Origin of the sequence: Streptomyces liangshanensis (assembly GCF_011694815.1) — a bacterium.
Lineage (GTDB): Bacteria > Actinomycetota > Actinomycetes > Streptomycetales > Streptomycetaceae > Streptomyces > Streptomyces liangshanensis.
The window spans coordinates 2,607,464-2,624,479 of the sequence record NZ_CP050177.1 but is presented as its reverse complement, the minus strand read 5'-3'; the positions used below and the strand labels follow the sequence as shown (position 1 = coordinate 2,624,479).

At 73.5% G+C, this 17,016-nt stretch carries 11 protein-coding genes; 9 read left to right on the top strand and 2 right to left on the bottom strand.

Annotated features, from left to right (window positions below; translation table 11 throughout):
- The first annotated feature begins 211 nt into the window (after window positions 1-211).
- From HA039_RS11110 to nudC, 5 genes are all read left to right on the top strand, one after another.
- Window positions 212-628 carry an MGMT family protein gene (locus HA039_RS11110; protein ID WP_243869348.1) on the top strand — a complete coding sequence of 139 codons (417 nt, stop codon included), beginning with the start codon at window positions 212-214 and terminating at the stop codon, window positions 626-628.
- Window positions 629-837: 209 nt separating this feature from the next.
- Complete coding sequence (locus HA039_RS11105) at window positions 838-4,899, top strand: UvrD-helicase domain-containing protein (protein ID WP_167027463.1); 4,062 nt, start codon at window positions 838-840, stop codon at window positions 4,897-4,899.
- Window positions 4,900-5,174: 275 nt separating this feature from the next.
- A complete protein-coding gene (locus HA039_RS11100) occupies window positions 5,175-8,849 on the top strand; it encodes a UvrD-helicase domain-containing protein (RefSeq protein WP_167027460.1) in 3,675 nt (1,224 codons plus the stop codon).
- A gap of 10 nt (window positions 8,850-8,859) precedes the next feature.
- Window positions 8,860-10,254 (top strand): dipeptidase, encoded by a 1,395-nt coding sequence (locus tag HA039_RS11095; RefSeq protein WP_167027457.1) that lies wholly within the window; start codon window positions 8,860-8,862, stop codon window positions 10,252-10,254.
- A 46-nt stretch (window positions 10,255-10,300) separates the two neighbouring features.
- A complete protein-coding gene (gene nudC, locus HA039_RS11090; RefSeq protein ID WP_388332940.1) occupies window positions 10,301-11,239 on the top strand; it encodes an NAD(+) diphosphatase in 939 nt (312 codons plus the stop codon).
- Window positions 11,240-11,397: 158 nt separating this feature from the next.
- Here the strand turns inward: nudC and HA039_RS11085 are convergent, their stop codons facing one another.
- Complete coding sequence (locus HA039_RS11085) at window positions 11,398-11,652, bottom strand: mycoredoxin (RefSeq protein WP_167027451.1); 255 nt, start codon at window positions 11,650-11,652, stop codon at window positions 11,398-11,400.
- Window positions 11,653-11,890: 238 nt separating this feature from the next.
- On the opposite strand from HA039_RS11085, the gene HA039_RS11080 reads away from it, so the two are divergent.
- The 4 genes from HA039_RS11080 to HA039_RS11065 all read left to right on the top strand — a co-directional run bounded on the left by HA039_RS11080 (window position 11,891) and on the right by HA039_RS11065 (window position 15,559).
- The gene (locus HA039_RS11080) at window positions 11,891-14,158 is read left to right on the top strand and encodes an ATP-dependent DNA helicase UvrD2 (RefSeq protein WP_167027448.1); all 2,268 of its coding nucleotides are present in this window, start codon (window positions 11,891-11,893) and stop codon (window positions 14,156-14,158) included.
- Window positions 14,159-14,320: 162 nt separating this feature from the next.
- A complete protein-coding gene (locus HA039_RS11075) occupies window positions 14,321-14,698 on the top strand; it encodes a hypothetical protein (RefSeq protein WP_388332550.1) in 378 nt (125 codons plus the stop codon).
- Between the two features lie 169 nt (window positions 14,699-14,867).
- A complete protein-coding gene (locus tag HA039_RS11070; protein ID WP_167027445.1) occupies window positions 14,868-15,239 on the top strand; it encodes a WhiB family transcriptional regulator in 372 nt (123 codons plus the stop codon).
- Window positions 15,236-15,559 carry a hypothetical protein gene (locus tag HA039_RS11065; RefSeq protein WP_167027442.1) on the top strand — a complete coding sequence of 108 codons (324 nt, stop codon included), beginning with the start codon at window positions 15,236-15,238 and terminating at the stop codon, window positions 15,557-15,559. Before HA039_RS11070 ends, HA039_RS11065 begins: the two co-directional genes overlap by 4 nt.
- A 76-nt stretch (window positions 15,560-15,635) precedes the next feature.
- Here the strand turns inward: HA039_RS11065 and HA039_RS11060 are convergent, their stop codons facing one another.
- Window positions 15,636-17,003, bottom strand: a complete 1,368-nt coding sequence (locus HA039_RS11060; RefSeq protein ID WP_167027440.1) for an ABC1 kinase family protein — start codon at window positions 17,001-17,003, stop codon at window positions 15,636-15,638.
- Between the last annotated feature and the right edge of the window lie 13 nt (window positions 17,004-17,016).

Here is a 17,016-nt window from a genome sequence, read left to right as displayed (position 1 = left end):
TCTTGATCTCGTATCACCAGTCACCGCCCGCATGATGGTGGCACGAGCGGCCGACAGACGGGGGCATCAGGGTGCATTGCGGGGGCGTGGAGTGTGCGAGATACGTCCCTTTGCGTGTGTATGCACACACGGTGACCGAACGAATGCGCTGGGGCGCGAGGGGGTGACGGGGGCGGGCGGGTTGTCGGTGGCGTGCGGCAGGATGGACCGGATGAGGCACGAGGAGCGGGACAAGCCGGACACGCCGGTGTCCGGGAGGCGGGAGGAGCCGGGAGAGCTGCCCCCGTACGCGGAGCGGGTGCTGGAGGTCGTCGAGCTGGTGCCGCCCGGCCGGGTGATGACGTACGGCGATGTCGCGGAGTGGCTCGGCGAGGGCGGCCCGCGCCAGGTCGGCCGGGTGCTGGCGCTGTACGGCGGAGCCGTGCCGTGGTGGCGTGTCGTCCGCGCGGACGGGGTGCTGCTGGCGGGTCACGAACTGCGCGCCCTCGACCACTACCGCGAGGAAGGCACCCCGCTGCGCGAGGCCGCGCGCGACGCCGACGGCCATCTGCCGCGCCTCGACCTGAGGCGGGCCCGATGGGACGGCGGGGCTGCTGACGCGGACACCGGCGACGGAGCTCATACATGACAGCTTCCGACATTCGGCGGCGCGGCGGGGGATCCGGCGGCGCGACCGGGCACCGGACGGCGTACGGACCTCGCCGCCACGGATCGGCGTAGCGTCGGCGGGCCCGGGGCCGCCCGCATGTCCCGTCATGCCCCGCACGCCCGTTCACCCCGCCCGCTCCCGTACGCTCCCCAGTTCCAGCAGCACCCTCTCCAGGACCGGCGATCCACGTGAGTTCCTCCTCCACCTCCACCGGGCGTACCCCGCACCGCCGGGCACGGCAGCGGACTCCTGGCGCGTACCGACTGGTCCGTACCGCACCCGCTCCGGTGGACCTCCCTGTGCTGGACGCGGCGCAGCGCGCGGTGGTTGACCACGCGGGCGGACCGCTGCTGGTCCTGGCGGGTCCCGGCACCGGCAAGACCACGACGCTCGTCGAGTCGGTGGCGGCGCGGGTCGAGCGGGGCGCGGACCCGGAACGGATGCTGGTGCTCACGTTCAGCCGGAAGGCGGCGGTGGAGCTGCGCGACCGTACGGCGGTCCGGCTCGGCGGGGTGCGCGGGCCGCAGGCGACCACGTTCCACTCCTTCTGTTACGCCCTGATCCGCGCCCACCAGGAGGCGGAGCTGTTCACGGAACCGCTGCGGCTGCTGTCGGGGCCCGAGCAGGACGTGGCGGTACGGGACCTGCTGGCGGGTCAGCTCGACCTGGAGCGGGAGGGGCGGGCGCACATCCGGTGGCCCGACGAGCTGCGGGCGTGCCTGACCACCCGCGGCTTCGCCGACGAGGTACGGGCGGTGCTGGCCCGCAGCCGTGAACTGGGCCTGGGTCCAGACGCGCTGGAGGCGTTCGCCCGCCGTACCGGCCGGCCGGACTGGTCGGCGGCGGCGTCCTTCCTCGCCGAGTACCTGGACGTCCTGGACATGCAGGGGGTCATCGACTACGCGGAACTGGTCCACCGGGCCGTGCTGCTGGCCTCCCGTCCCGAGGTGGCGGAGCAGCTGGCCGGGCGGTACGACGTGGTGTTCGTGGACGAGTACCAGGACACCGACCCGGCGCAGGTGCGGCTGTTGGAGGCGCTGGCCGGGCAGGGGCGGTCGCTGGTCGCGTTCGGCGATCCGGACCAGTCGATCTACGCGTTCCGCGGGGCGGACGTGAACGGCATCCTCGACTTCCCGGACGCGTTCCCCGGCCGGGACGGGCGGCCGGCGCGGGTGGAGGTCCTGACGACGTCCCGCCGTTCCGGCGCGAAGCTGCTGCAGGCGACGCGGCTGCTGACGCGCCGGATGCCGCTGCCCCGGCTCCCGGCCGAGAAGACGCGGGCGCACCGCGAGCTGGCGGCGGTACGGGAGGGCGGCCATGTGGAGACGTACACGTACCCGACGGCTTCCACGGAGCTGGAGAACATCGCCGACATCCTGCGCCGCGCGCACCTGGAGGACGGCGTCCCCTGGTCGGACATGGCGGTCCTGGTCCGCGCGGGAGGCCGCACGATCCCGTCGATCCGCCGCGCCTTGACCTCGGCGGGCGTCCCCCTGGACGTGGACGGCGACGATGTCCCCCTACGCCACGAGCCGGCGGTGTCCCCCCTCCTGACGGCCCTGAGAGCAGTCGCCCAGGCGGCAACGCACCCCCCGGCACCGAGCCTGCTGACGACGCTCCCGGCACCGGGGACGGCGGCGTCCGCGCCGGGGATGGTGGCGCCGTCCGAGGCGGAGGCGTCCGCGCCGCACGGGGGCAGGCGTGGCGGACCGGCGGAGCCGGGCGGGGTACGGCCTGCGGCGGGGGCGGACTCGGCGGCGGCCGCGTCCTTGGAGGGTGCTGCGGACGAGGCGGCTGATCTTGGGCGGGTACGGCCCGTGGCCGGGGCGGACGGTGCGGTGGCGGCCGAGGGGTCCGCGTCCTTGGAGGATGCGCGGGACGGGGCGGCCGAACGTACCCGGACACGGGCGGCGTTGAGGTCGGATCCTGCGGCGGCGACCGAGGCGCCCGCGGCCCTGGAGGGTGCGGGGGACGGGGTCGTTGGCCCTGGGCCGGTGCCGTCCGTGGACGGGACCGACTTCGTGCCTGCCTCCGGTGTGCCTGGTGTCGCGCCGTCCGGCGACGGTGTGCTGGTGGACGCGCCGGCCGGTACGGGGACGGTCCGTACGGACGCGTCGGGCGGGCCCGAGGTGTCCGGGGCGCGGGACGGCCTCGGACGTGCGGAGGGCGAGGGCCCGGACGGACATGGGGGCGGCCTCGGGCGTGCGGGCGCCGAGGGCCCCGAAGGACCAGGGGACGGCCTTGGACATGCGGGCGGCGATGGCCGCGACGGACGCGGGGGCGGCCTGGAAAGCGCCGACGGTGAGGGCCCCGGTGGACCTGGGGGCGGCGAGGCTGCCGGGGGTGGAGTTCCTCGCCCCGGGGACGGGGACGCGGGGTGGCTCGGGGTTGAGACCGCGCTCGCGCTGCTCGCTTCGCCCCTCGGGGGCATGGATACCGCTGATCTGCGCCGGCTCGGGCGGGCGTTGCGGGACGAGGAGCGTGCCGCCGGCAACCGCCTGCCGCCGTCCTCCGACACGCTCCTCGCCCTCGCGCTCGCGCAGCCCGAACGGCTCGTGGCGCACGACCCGGCGTACGCCAGGGGCGCCCAGCGCCTCGGTGCGCTCCTGCGCAAGGCGCGTGAGCTGCTCGAAGGCGGCGGCACCGCCGAGGAGGCCCTCTGGGAGTTGTGGGACGGCACCCCCTGGCCCGGACGGCTGGAGCGGGCCGCCCTGCGCGGCGGCGCGGCCGGCCGCAACGCCGACCGCGACCTCGACGCCGTCTGCGCCCTCTTCGACGCCGCCGCGCGCGCCGAGGAACGCACGGGCGGCCGGGGCGCGCTCAACTTCCTCGAAGAGCTGGACGCCCAGGACATCGCCGCCGACACCCTCGGCCGCCGCGCCGTCCGCCCCGACGCCGTACGGCTGATGACGGCCCACCGTTCCAAGGGCCTGGAGTGGCGGCTCGTCGTCGTCGCGGGCGTGCAGGAGGGCCTGTGGCCCGATCTGCGGCGCCGCGGCTCCCTCCTGGAGGCGGACAGGATCGGCCGCGACGGACTCGCGGAACCGCTCAGTCCCGGCGCGCTTCTTACCGAGGAGCGCCGCCTGTTCTACGTGGCCGCCACCCGCGCCCGCGAACGCCTCGTCGTCACCGCCGTCAAGGCGCCCGCCGACGACGGCGACCAGCCCTCCCGCTTCCTCGCCGAACTGGGCGTCGAACCCCGGGACGTCACCGGCCGCCCCCGCCGCCCCCTCGCCGTCGCCCCGCTCGTCGCCGAGCTGCGCGCCACCACCGTCGACCCGGACGCGACCCCCGCCCTGCGCGACGCGGCCGCCCGCCGGCTCGCCCGGCTCGCCGCGCTGACCGACGACGAGGGCCACGCCCTCGTCCCGGCCGCGCACCCGCACAGCTGGTGGGGCCTGTACGAGCCGACGCGCAGCGCGGTCCCGCTGCGCGACAGGGACAACCCCGTGGCGCTCTCCGGCAGCACGCTCGACCAGCTGGAGAACACCTGCGCCCTCCAGTGGTTCCTGGGCCGCGAGGTGAAGGCGGACGCGCCCGCCACCGCCGCCCAGGGCTTCGGCAACGTCGTGCACGTCCTGGCCGACGAGGTGGCCTCCGGCCGTACCCCCGCGGATCTCGCCGTCCTCATGGAGCGACTCGATTCCGTGTGGGACGGACTCGCCTTCGACGCCCCCTGGAAGTCCGCGCAGGAGAAAGAGCACGCGCGCGTGGCGCTCGAACGCTTCCTGCGCTGGCACGTGACGGACCGGGGCGGGCGTACCGCCACCGCCACCGAGCACGGCTTCGACGTCACCCTGGAGGCGGGCCCGTACGAGGTACGCATCAGGGGATCCATGGACCGCGTCGAGCGGGACGCCGAAGGACGCGCGTACGTCGTCGACTTCAAGACCGGCAAGGCCGCCCCCACCAAGGACGAGGTGGCCCACCACCCGCAGCTCGCGGTCTACCAGCTCGCCGTCCGGGAAGGCGCCCTGGACGAGGTCTTCGACGGCCACCGCCCCGAGGCGGGCGGCGCCGAACTCGTCCAACTGCGCCAGGCCGCGCCCAAGAAGGAAGGCGGCGAGGACTTCCCCAAGGTCCAGGCGCAGGAGCCGCTCGCGGGCGAGTGGGTCGGCGACCTCCTGGCCTCCGCGGCCGGCCGCGTCCTGGACGAACGCTTCACCCCGGCCACCGGCCAACACTGCGCGCACTGCACGTTCCGCGCCTCATGCAGCGCCCGCCCAGAGGGCCGCCACATCGTGGAGTAGGCCCCCACCCACCGACCCCGGCCCCCGCCCCGGGGCCCCGAAACACCCGGACGCTCCCCGCCCTGCCGGGTCAGCCGTGGAACGCCGAGGTGTCCCCCTGGGACTGCGGGACCGGTGCGGGCCGAGCGCATCCGGGGCGCCCCCCGGGACCGCGGCCGACCCGAGGCACGCGCGAGATGCCGAGGTCCCGGCGTCGGCGCCCTGGCACTGGGCACCCCCCCCGGGCGGACGCCCACCCCCAAGCGGTGTCAGTGGTGGCCGATAGCCTTCCTGGGGTGTCCGCACACCTCGACCACCCCGAGCAGCTCAAGGAGCTTCTCGGCATTCCGTTCACCCCGGAGCAGACGGCCTGCATCATCGCGCCGCCCGCCCCGCAGGTCATCGTGGCCGGGGCCGGGTCGGGGAAGACGACGGTCATGGCGGCCCGGGTGGTGTGGCTGGTGGGGACCGGGCAGGTCGCCCCCGAGCAGGTCCTTGGGCTCACGTTCACCAACAAGGCCGCGGGCGAGCTGGCCGAGCGCGTCCGCAAGGCGCTGGTGCGGGCCGGCGTCACCGACCCCGACGCCATCGACCCCGACCACCCCCCGGGCGAACCCCGCATCTCCACGTACCACGCCTTCGCCGGCCAGCTCCTCACCGACCACGGCCTGCGCATAGGCCTGGAGCCCACGGCCCGCCTCCTCGCGGACGCCACCCGCTTCCAGCTCGCCGCGCGCGTGCTGCGGGACGCGCCGGGGCCGTACCCCGCCCTGACCAAGTCCCTCCCGGCGCTGGTCAGCGATCTCCTCGCCCTCGACGGCGAGTTGTCCGAGCATCTCGTACGGCCCGGCACGCTCGAAGCGCACGACGTCGCGCTGCTGCGCACCCTCGACGGCGTCCGGCTCAGCAACGCCGAGCTGCGCAAGATCCCCGAGGCCGCCACCGCCCGCCGTGAACTGCTCGACCTGGTCCGGCGTTACCGGGAGGCGAAGAGCTCCCGCGACCTCCTCGACTTCGGCGACCAGATCGCCCTGTCCGCCGAGCTGGCGATGACCAGGCCCGAGGTCGGCCGGATCCTCCGGGAGGAGTTCCGCGTGGTCCTCCTCGACGAGTACCAGGACACGTCCGTCGCCCAGCGCCTCCTGCTGTCCGGCCTCTTCGGCGGTGGCACGGGCCACGCGGTGACCGCCGTCGGCGACCCCTGCCAGGCCATCTACGGCTGGCGCGGCGCCTCCGTCGCCAACCTGGACGACTTCCCCGACCACTTCCCGTACGAGGACGGCACCCCCGCCACCCGCTTCTCCCTCAGCGAGAACCGCCGCAGCGGCGGCCGGCTCCTCGACCTGGCCAACGGCCTCGCCACGCCCCTGCGCGCGATGCACGAGGGCGTCGAGGCGCTGCGCCCCGCGCCGGGCGCCGAGCGCGACGGCATGGTGCGCTGCGCCCTCCTGCCCACCCACGCCGACGAGATCGCCTGGCTCGCCGACTCCCTCGCACACCTGGTGCGTACGGGCAAGGAACCGGGCGAGGTGGCCGTCCTGTGCCGTACGGCGGGCGACTTCGCCGAGATCCAGGGCGCGCTGGTGGCCCGAGAGGTGCCGGTCGAGGTGGTGGGGCTCTCCGGGCTGCTGCACCTCCCGGAGGTCGCCGACCTCGTCGCGGTCTGCGAGGTGCTCCAGGACCCGGGGGCGAACGCGTCGCTGGTACGGCTCCTCAGCGGGCCGCGCTGGCGCATCGGCCCGCGTGACCTGGCGCTGCTGGGGCGGCGGGCGCGGCTGTTGGTGCACCGGAGTCCCGGTCCCGACGGGGAGGACTCCACGGACGCGCGGCTGGCGGCGGCCGTGGAGGGCACCGACCCGGCGGAGGTGATCTCCCTCGCGGACGCCCTGGACACGTTCCTGGAGTCGGCCGGCGCCCCCGACGACGGCCTGCCGTTCTCCGCCGCCGCCCGGGTCCGCTTCGCGCGGCTGGCCACCGAGCTGCGCGACCTGCGCCGCTCGCTGGCCGACCCGCTGATGGACGTCCTGCACCGGGTCCTCGCCGTGACGGGCCTGGAGGTCGAACTGGCCGCCTCGCCGCACGCGCTGGCCGCCCGCCGCCGGGAGACGCTGAACAACTTCCTGGACATGGCGGCCTCGTTCGCCGCGCTCGACGGGGAGGCCGGCCTGCTGGCGTTCCTCGCCTTCCTACGGACGGCGGCGCAGTACGAAAAGGGGCTGGACAACGCGCTGCCGGGCGGCGAGAACACGGTGAAGGTGCTCACCGCGCACAAGGCCAAGGGCCTGGAATGGGACGTGGTCGCAGTCCCCGGGCTGGTCGGCGGCCAGTTCCCCAACACCCGGGCCCGCGAGGCGTGGACGGCCCAGGCGAAGGTCCTCCCGCACCCGCTGCGCGGCGACGCGCCCACGCTGCCGGAGGTCACCTCCTGGGACGCGAAGGGCCTCGCCGCGTTCAAGGACGAGATGAAGGCGCACCAGCACACGGAGGAACTGCGCCTCGGGTACGTCACCTTCACCCGCCCGCGCTCGCTGCTGCTCGGGTCGGGCCACTGGTGGGGCCCGACCCAGAAGCGCACGCGCGGTCCGTCGGACTTCCTGCACGCGCTGTACGACCACTGCGTGGCCGGCCACGGCGAGATCGAGGCGTGGGCGGACGAACCGGCCGGGGACGAGGAGAACCCGTCCCTGCGGGCCGCGTCGGCGCCCCAGCCCTGGCCCCTTCCGCTGGACGCCGACGCCCTGGCGCGCCGCCGCGCGGCCGCGGACACGGTGCTGGCGCACCTGGACGAGCTGCGCTCGGGCGTGGCGGAGGAGGAGTTGCCGCCGGAGGCCGCGGACGGCATGGACGGGATGGATGGGCTGGAGGAGGCCTCCTTCGAGGACGAGCCTTTCGGCCACGAGGACTTCGGGGACGAGCCGGACGACCTGGAGGACACGTACGCGCCGCCGGACGCCGATGTCGACGGCGCTCCGGCCGCCATGCCCCAGGACGACCCCCTGGACTGGGACGACTGGCCCACGGACCCCGAGGCCGCCGGGCCGCCGGGACCCGTACCGCCGCCCCCCGGGCCCGTATCCCCCCGGCGCGAAGAACAGGCGCACGCGCGTGACGGACGCGAGCCCCGGCCCCCGCACGCCCCCTCCGTCCCCGCCCCCCGCTCGGCCCCCCCGCGGCTCCTGCCCGAGGAGGCCAGGACCCTCGCCTCCTGGGACCGGGACCTCGACGCGCTCGCCCGCGAGCTGCGCCGCTCACGGGCCGCCGTCCGCGACGTCCCCGTACCCCCCTCGCTCTCCGCCTCCGAGCTGATGCGCCTCGCCGCCGACCCGGACGGGTTCGCCCACGAGCTGGCCCGCCCCATGCCCCGGCCCCCGCAGCCCGCCGCCCGGCGGGGCACCCGGTTCCACGCCTGGGTCGAGTCGCGCTTCGAGGCGCTCCCGCTGCCCCTGCTCGGCCCCGACGAGCTGCCTGGCGGCGACGAGGACGAGCCGGAGATCGCCGACGAACGCGACCTGGCCGCGCTCAAGGCCGCGTTCGAGCTGACCCCGTACGCGCGCCGTACGCCGTACCGGGTGGAGGCGCCGTTCCAGCTCACCCTGGCGGGCCGGGTGATCCGCGGCCGGATCGACGCCGTCTACCGCACCACCGACCCGGAGACCGGCGCGGACACGTACGAGATCCTCGACTGGAAGACCAGCCGTACCCGCACCGCCGACCCGCTCCAGCTCGCCGTCTACCGCCTCGCCTGGGCCGAGCAGCACGGCCTCCCGCCGGACGCCGTGACGGCCGCGTTCCTGTACGTGCGCACCGGAGACGTCGTCCGCCCCGACCGGCTCCTCTCCCGCGCCGAGCTGGAGGCGATCCTCACCGGCGGGGACGGCGGCGCGAACATCGGCGCGGATGCGGGCGGGGACGGGCCGGGGGACGGGGACGCAGGACGGACGGCAGACCGGTCGACCGCCGGATCCGGTTAGGCTCGATGTCATGAGCGACACCCCGGACAGCGTCGTCCGTACGTACATCGAGTCCCACCGCGCCGCCTTCCTCGACGACCTGGCGGACTGGATCCGTATCCCGTCCGTGTCCGCCCAGCCCGACCACGCCCCCGACGTGCGCCGCAGCGCCGACTGGTTGGCCGCCAAACTCCGGGAGACGGGCTTCCCCGTCACCGAGATCTGGGAGACCCCCGGCGCGCCCGCCGTCTTCGCGGAGTGGCCCTCGGACGACCCCGCGGCCCCCACCGTCCTGGTCTACGGCCACCACGACGTGCAGCCCGCCGCCCGGGAGGACGGCTGGTCGAGCGAGCCCTTCGAGCCGGTCGTACGGGACGGCAGGATGTACGGACGCGGCGCCGCGGACGACAAGGGGCAGGTGTTCTTCCACACACTCGGCGTCCGCGCCCACCTCGCCGCCACCGGCCGTACCACCCCCGCCGTCCACCTCAAGCTGCTCGTCGAGGGCGAGGAGGAGTCCGGCTCCCCGCACTTCCGCGCGCTGGCCGAGGCCCGCGCGGACCGCCTCGCCGCCGACGTCGTGATCGTCTCCGACACCGGCATGTGGGCGGAGGACACCCCGACGGTCTGCACCGGCATGCGCGGCCTCGCGGACTGCGAGATCGAGCTGTACGGCCCCGACCAGGACATCCACTCCGGTTCCTTCGGCGGAGCCGTCCCCAACCCGGCCACCGTCGCCGCCCGTATCGTCGCGTCGCTGCACGACGAGGACGAGCGCGTCGCGGTCCCCGGCTTCTACGACGGCGTCGCCCCGCTCACCGACACCGAGCGCGCGCTGTTCGCCGCGCTGCCCTTCGACGAGGAGCGCTGGCTGCGTACGGCCAAGTCGCACGGCACCCTCGGCGAGGCCGGGCACTCCACGCTGGAGCGGATCTGGGCCCGCCCGACCGCCGAGGTCAACGGCATCGGCGGCGGCTACCAGGGCCCCGGCGGCAAGACGATCGTGCCGTCCTCCGCCCACGTGAAGCTCTCGTTCCGGCTGGTGGCGGGCCAGGACCCCGACCGGATCGAGCGGGCCGTACGGGACTGGATCGAGGCACGCGTCCCGGACGGCGTCCGGCACAAGATCACCTTCGGCGCCGCCACCCGCCCCTGCCTGACCCCGCTCGACCACCCCGCCCTCCGGTCGCTCGTCCGGGCGATGGGCCGCGCCTTCGAACAAACCGTCCTCTTCACCCGCGAAGGCGGCTCCGGACCGGCCGCCGACCTCCAGGACGTCCTCGGCGCACCCGTGCTCTTCCTGGGCATCTCCGTACCGTCCGACGGCTGGCACGCGCCCGACGAGAAGGTCGAACTGGACCTGCTGCTCAAGGGCGTGGAGACCACCGCCTACCTCTGGGGCGACCTTGCCGCCGCTCTCCGCTGAACAGAACCCATCCACCCGGGGGAGTTGGAAGTAACCTGTGAGCACCATCAGCAGTGCCGATCTCGCACACCGACCGATCGGTCTCACCGCGCCCAGCGGCGTCGACCGCGCCGCGCACCACCGTCTCGACGAGGCCTGGCTCGCGGCTGCCTGGAGCCACCCGTCGACCCGGGTCTTCGTCGTGTCGGGCGGACAGGTGCTGATCGACGACACCCCGGACGGCCGTACCGAACTGGTCATGACCCCCGCCTTCGAGGCGCCCGTCACCGAGACCCACCGCTACTTCCTCGGCACCGACGAGGACGGTGTCAGCTACTTCGCGCTCCAGAAGGACGCGCTGCCCGGCCGCATGGACCAGTCGGCGCGCGCGGCGGGCCTGCGCGAGGCGGGGCTGCTGCTCTCGCAGCGGGACGCCGGCCTGATGGTGCACGCGGTGGCGCTGGAGAACTGGCAGCGGCTGCACCGCTTCTGCTCGCGCTGCGGCGAACGCACCGTGATCGCGGCGGCCGGCCACATCCGCCGCTGCCCGGCCTGCGGCGCCGAGCACTACCCGAGGACCGACCCCGCGGTGATCATGCTGGTCACGGACGAGGAGGACCGGGCGCTGCTCGGCCGGCAGGTGCACTGGCCCGAGGGCCGGTTCTCCACGCTGGCGGGCTTCGTGGAGCCCGGGGAGTCCATCGAGCAGTCCGTGGCCCGCGAGGTCTTCGAGGAGGCGGGCGTCACGGTCGGCGAGGTCGAGTACGTGGCGAGCCAGCCGTGGCCGTTCCCGTCGAGCCTGATGCTGGGCTTCATGGCCCGGGCCACGTCCTCGGAGATCACGGTGGACGGCGAGGAGATCGAGGAGGCGCGCTGGTTCTCCCGCGAGGACCTGCGCACCGCGATCGAGACGGGCGAGATCCTGCCCCCGGCGGGCATCTCGATCGCCGCGCGGCTGGTGGAGCTCTGGTACGGGAAGCCCCTGCCGAAGCCGCTGCCCCAGTAGCCGCCGCGCAGTAGCCGCTGCCCCAGTGGGCGCGGACCGGAATCCCACCCCGCTCCTCCGCACAGCGCCGATCCCCTCCGAAGCGCCGGCTTCGAAGGGGATCGGGGGTGTGGGAGGAGCGAGGTCACGCCAGGCATCAGGGCCGGGCGCGCCCGGGGTCAGGCGCCGAGCGCCTGCTTGACCTGCGCGAGGCTCGGGTTGGTCATCGTGACGTCGACGCCCGTCGGCGCGACCACGACCACGGTCGGCACGGTCTGGTTGCCGCCGTTCGCCTTCTCGACGAAGGCCGCGGACGCCGCGTCCTGCTCGATGTTGATCTCCGTGTAGGCGATGCCCTCGCGGTCCAACTGGCCCTTGAGGCGGCGGCAGTATCCGCACCACGTCGTGCTGTACATCGTCACAGTGCCCGGCATGTCCCTCGCGCTCCTCTGCTTCGCTCGATGCGTCGGCCGTGAGGCCGTGGGCCCCGGTGGGTGCACCGGCGGTCCGCCGCAATCCCTGGAACGTACGGCAGGCGGGGACCATTCCCGTACCGGTCCAGCCCCTTCCCGGTCCGGTCCCGTAACGGTCAGGACCGTATTCGTATGACAGACGCGGCACGGCTGTGGACAACGGGAACAGCCGTCTCCGGCGACCTGACAGCATGGCGGGGTGACAGCAGCAACGCATTCCCCACTGTTCCCGCACGACCCGCAGGACCCGCACGAGGGCCGGACCGCCGGTTACGGCCAGATCGTCGAGCCGCCGCGGGACGCCGACGCGGTGCTCGAAGGGCTCGACCCCGAGCAGCGCGAGGTCGCGACGGCCCTGCACGGCCCGGTGTGCGTGCTGGCCGGGGCAGGGACGGGCAAGACGCGCGCGATCACCCACCGGATCGCGTACGGCGTGCGGGCCGGGATCCTCCAGCCGGGCAGCGTACTGGCCGTCACGTTCACCAACCGCGCCGCGGGCGAGATGCGCGGGCGGCTGCGCCAGCTCGGCGCGGGCGGGGTCCAGGCGCGTACGTTCCACTCGGCGGCGCTGCGCCAGCTCCAGTTCTTCTGGCCCAAGGTCGTCGGCGGCGAGATGCCGCGACTGCTGGAGCGCAAGGTGCAGTTGGTCGCCGAGGCGGCGGCGCGCTGCCGGGTCCGGCTGGACCGCAACGAGCTGCGGGACGTCACGGGCGAGATCGAGTGGGCGAAGGTCACCCAGACCGTGCCCGCCGACTATCCGGCGGCGGTCGCCAAGTCGCTGCGCGACGCCCCGCGTGACGCGGCCGAGATCGGCCAGATCTACGGGATGTACGAACAGCTCAAGCGCGACCGCTCGGTGATCGACTTCGAGGACGTCCTGCTGCTGACGGTCGGCATCCTCCAGGACCGCCACGACATCGCCGACCAGATCCGCCGCCAGTACCAGCACTTCGTGGTGGACGAGTACCAGGACGTGAGCCCGCTCCAGCAGCGCCTCCTGGAGCTGTGGCTGGGGGACAGGGAGAGCCTGTGCGTCGTCGGTGACGCCAGCCAGACGATCTACTCGTTCACCGGCGCGACCCCGGACCACCTGCTGAACTTCCGGACGCGGCACCCGGGCGCCACCGTCGTCAAGCTGGTCAGGGACTACCGCTCCACGCCCCAGGTCGTCCACTTGGCGAACAGGCTGCTGCACCAGGCGAGCGGCCGGGCCGCCGAACATCGCCTGGAGCTGATCTCGCAGCGCGAGGCGGGCCCCGAACCGGTCTACACGGAGTACGCGGACGAGCCCGCCGAGGCCGAGACCACCGCCCGCCGGATCCGCGACCTGATCGCGGCGGGCGTCCCGGCGGGCGAGATCGCGGTGCTGTACCGGATCAACGCCCAGTCGGAGGTGTACGAGCAGGCCTTGGCGGACGTGGGGGTGGCGTACCAACTGCGCGGCGCCGAGCGCTTCTTCGAACGCAAAGAGGTACGGGAAGCGGGCGCCGCCCTGCGCAGCGCGGCCCGCTTCGGGGGCAACGACGCGGTGCTCGACGACGTGGTCGAGCTGCCCTCGCAGGTGCGGGCGGTGCTCTCCACGTCGGGGTGGACCAGCGAGCCCCCGACCGGCTCCGGCGCGGTCAGGGACCGCTGGGAGTCGCTCGCCGCCCTGGTGCGGCTGGCCGAGGACTTCGTAAGGGCCAAGCCGTCCGCGACCCTGTCCGACCTGGTGGCCGAGCTGGACGAGCGCGCGGCCGCCCAGCACGCGCCCACCGTGCAGGGCGTCACGCTCGCGTCGCTGCACTCGGCCAAGGGCCTGGAGTGGGACGCCGTGTTCCTGGTCGGGCTCACCGAGGGAATGATGCCGATCACCTACGCGAAGACCGACGAACAGGTCGAGGAGGAGCGCCGTCTCCTCTACGTCGGCGTGACCCGCGCGCGCTTGCACCTGTCCCTGTCCTGGGCGCTCTCCCGCTCGCCGGGCGGCCGGGCCTCCCGGCGCCCCTCGCGCTTCCTCAACGGGCTGCGGCCGGGGTCCGCGGTCCCGGGCAGCAGACGCGCCGTCGCGGCCCGCGGCGGGTCCTTCGAGCGCTCCGACGCGGGCGGGATCGGGGGCGGGGCCGCGGGCGTCGGCGCGCGGCGCAAGCGGCGAGGTCCCGTGCTCTGCCGGGTGTGCGGGAAGACCCTCACCGAGGCGGGCGAGATGAAGCTGTCGCGCTGCGAGGACTGCCCGTCCGACATGGACGAAGGGCTGTACGAGCGGCTGCGCGACTGGCGTGCCGTGCAGGCCAAACGGCTTGGCCAGCCGGACTACTGCGTCTTCACCGACAAGACACTCATGGCGATCGCCGAGGCGGTCCCGGGCAACGAGGCGGAGTTGACGGGCATCGCCGGCGTCATCCGCCGGAAGCTGGACCGGTTCGGCGCCGACGTACTGGCCATCTGCGCAGGTGAAGAGGTTGCGAGCGGCGCGCAGGACGTGTGAGGAAAAATCGGCGGGAAAATAGTTTGCGCGCGCCCCGCGAATCCCCATAGGTTCTTAACCACGGGAACAAGAGCTTCACGAAGCTCGGTCCCCGTGCTCTACTTGTCCATACGCATGACCGGCTCCGGCCGGTCCCAGAGACGCCGAGAGGAGGCGATTCCAGTGTCCACGAATTTTGAGATGAAGACCGGCACAACCGTTGTCAAGACCGACGGCTCCGTCGTCAGCACCGTCAAAATGACCGATCGCCTGGTCGCCTCCGTGTGCTCGCTCGACGTCGCGCGTATCGAACTCAACGGCACCGGTCTGCCTGGCGCCTCCTTCGTGCCCTCCGCCGGCTTTGCGGGTCTTCCCGTCCTGCTGGCGGCACACGATGAGCGACCGATCCAGGCACTGGAAGCAGGAGCGGCAGCGGTGGAGGCCCAGGCCTACGCCTACGCGGCGGCCAGTGCCGAGACCGGACGGCAGACCAGCAAGACGACCGAGCACCACAAGATGTGGGCCTTCCGTGGGCCTGAACCCTGGAGTGATCCAGCCTGATTCACCATCAGGCCGGCGCCTTCAGGGCCGCGGAACCCCACCCGGGATCCGCGGCCCTTCTGTTTGTCCCGAACGGGACGGGCGGAGCGAAGGGGCCTCGGACTGAACAACAGGTACCAGCCGCAACCCGGCCGACCGGCCGGAACGACCAGACGAGGAATCACACCCCGTGCAACTCGAAGCGCACGCCCCGTCCGTACCGCCTTCCGAAACGATCCCCCCGCACGGCCTCACGGAGGACTCCACCTTGATCCCCCTCACCGCGCTCACCGCGCTCGACGACGCCATCGAGAACCTCGGCGTACCCGTTCCCTGCCGCGCCTACGACCCGGAGGTCTTCTTCGCGGAGTCCCCCGCCGACGTCGAGTACGCCAAGGCGCTCTGCCGCACCTGCCCGCTGGTCGAGGCCTGCCTCGCCGGGGCCAAGGAGCGCCGCGAGCCCTGGGGCGTCTGGGGTGGCGAGCTCTTCGTCCAGGGCGTGGTCGTGGCCCGCAAGCGGCCCCGCGGCCGTCCGCGCAAGAACCCGGTCGCAGCGGCATGAACATCAGCGGAACCATCGACCGTCCCTACACGCACGATCCCAAGAAGCAGGCTCCGATGACCTCTTCCCTGCGAGAGCCCAGCGGCTCCGCCATCCCAGTCGTCAGCACCACCGACGCGAGCGACTCGCGTCAGAACAGGACCCGCGAAATGCAACTCATCCCAGAAGCCATGGCTCGTGCCCATATGGCGGACCGCCTGCGCGAAGCCGACGCGGAACGCCGGGCCGTGCGCCTGATCGCCGCGCGTCGGATGCAGCGCCGAGCCGAGCGCGTCTCCCTGCGCGCCCGCCGCGCGCTGGCCATGGCGGTCATGCAGTAGTCACGCCGTAGTCACACGGCGGAGGAGAAACCGAACGTGAACGGGGGCCGGTCCTGAGGACCGGCCCCCGTTCACGTCACGTCGTTCCCTCTTCTTCTTCCTCTTCCTCGTCCGGCAGGAAACCGGGCAGCCAGTCCTCCAACTCGTCCCGCAGCCGCACCGTCGCGTTCAGCTGGCAGAGCACCCCGATGGTGCTCAGCGTGACGCGGTGGATCAGCAGATAGGCGGGCGGCAGGTTCAACTGCCGGCCCAACTGGTGTGCGGGCGACCGGGGATCGGCGATCCGTGCCGCCTGGTTGCGCATCCAGCTCCGGGTGAACGTGAACTCGTCCGCCGCCGCCGGCTCGATGATGGGCAGCAGATAGTCCAGCACCGCGTCCGGGTCGAGGTCGATGGACTCCTTGACGAACCCGTCCTCGCGCAGCAGGTCGTACACCCCCTCCGCGTCCCCCTCCAGCGTCATCCGCAGCGCGTACCCGATGGTGTCGGGCAACCCGCCGGGCAGCCGGTCGACCGTGCCGAAGTCGAGCACCCCCAACCGGTACTCCCCGTCCTCCACGCCCTCGTCCGGGGGCAGCAGCCGGAAGTTCCCCGGATGCGGGTCCGCGTGCAGCAGACCCGTCCGCGCGGGACCCGAGAACAGGAAGCGGGCCAGCAACTGCCCCGCGCGGTCCCGCTCCTCCGCCGACCCACCCGAGATCACGTCGGCCAGCGGCTTCCCGTCGATCCACTCCGTGATCAGCACCTGCTCGCTCTGGTGCACCACGTCCGGCACCACCACGTCGGGATCGTCCGCGAACTCCGCCGCGTGTTCCCGCTGGGACTCCGCCTCCAGTGCGTAGTCCAGCTCCTCGGAGACCCGGTCCCGCATTTCGGTGATCAGCGGCTTCATGTCCATGCCCGGGATCAGAGGCCCCAGCAGCCGGACGAACCGGCTCAGCTGCGTCAGGTCCGACAGCAGGGCCTCCCCGGCGCCCGGATACTGCACCTTGACCGCGACCACCCGGCCGTCGTGCCACACCGCCCGGTGCACCTGCCCGATCGACGCCGCCGCCGCGGGCTTCTCCTCGAACTCCAGGAACATCTCGCGCCAGCCCTCGCCCAGCCGCTCGGCCAGCACGGCGTGCACCGTGCCGCTCGGCATCGGCGGCGCCGCCTCCTGGAGCTTGGTGAGCGCCGCCCGGTAGGGCCCCGCGACCTCCTCGGGCAGCGCCGACTCGAAGACGGACAGGGCCTGCCCGAACTTCATCGCACCGCCCTTGAGCTCTCCGAGGACCTTGAAGAGCTGGTCCGCGGTGCGTTGCTGCAACTCCTTGGAGACGATCTCCGCGGACTTCCCGCCGATCCGTCTGCCCAGGCCCCAGGTGGCCCGCCCCGCGAAGCCCAGTGGCAACGCCGCCAGCTTCGCGGTACGGGTGACCGCCTTCCGGGGAAGATCAGACATCAAGCCCTCCTAG

Bases quoted from the DNA above. Each gene is read 5' to 3' on its own strand.
- HA039_RS11110 (WP_243869348.1), top strand. From the start codon at position 212: ATGAGGCACGAGGAGCGGGACAAGCCGGACACGCCGGTGTCCGGGAGG.
- HA039_RS11095 (WP_167027457.1), top strand. From the start codon at position 8,860: ATGAGCGACACCCCGGACAGCGTCGTCCGTACGTACATCGAGTCCCAC.
- HA039_RS11085 (WP_167027451.1), bottom strand. From the start codon at position 11,652: ATGCCGGGCACTGTGACGATGTACAGCACGACGTGGTGCGGATACTGC.
- HA039_RS11065 (WP_167027442.1), top strand. From the start codon at position 15,236: ATGAACATCAGCGGAACCATCGACCGTCCCTACACGCACGATCCCAAG.
- HA039_RS11060 (WP_167027440.1), bottom strand. From the start codon at position 17,003: ATGTCTGATCTTCCCCGGAAGGCGGTCACCCGTACCGCGAAGCTGGCG.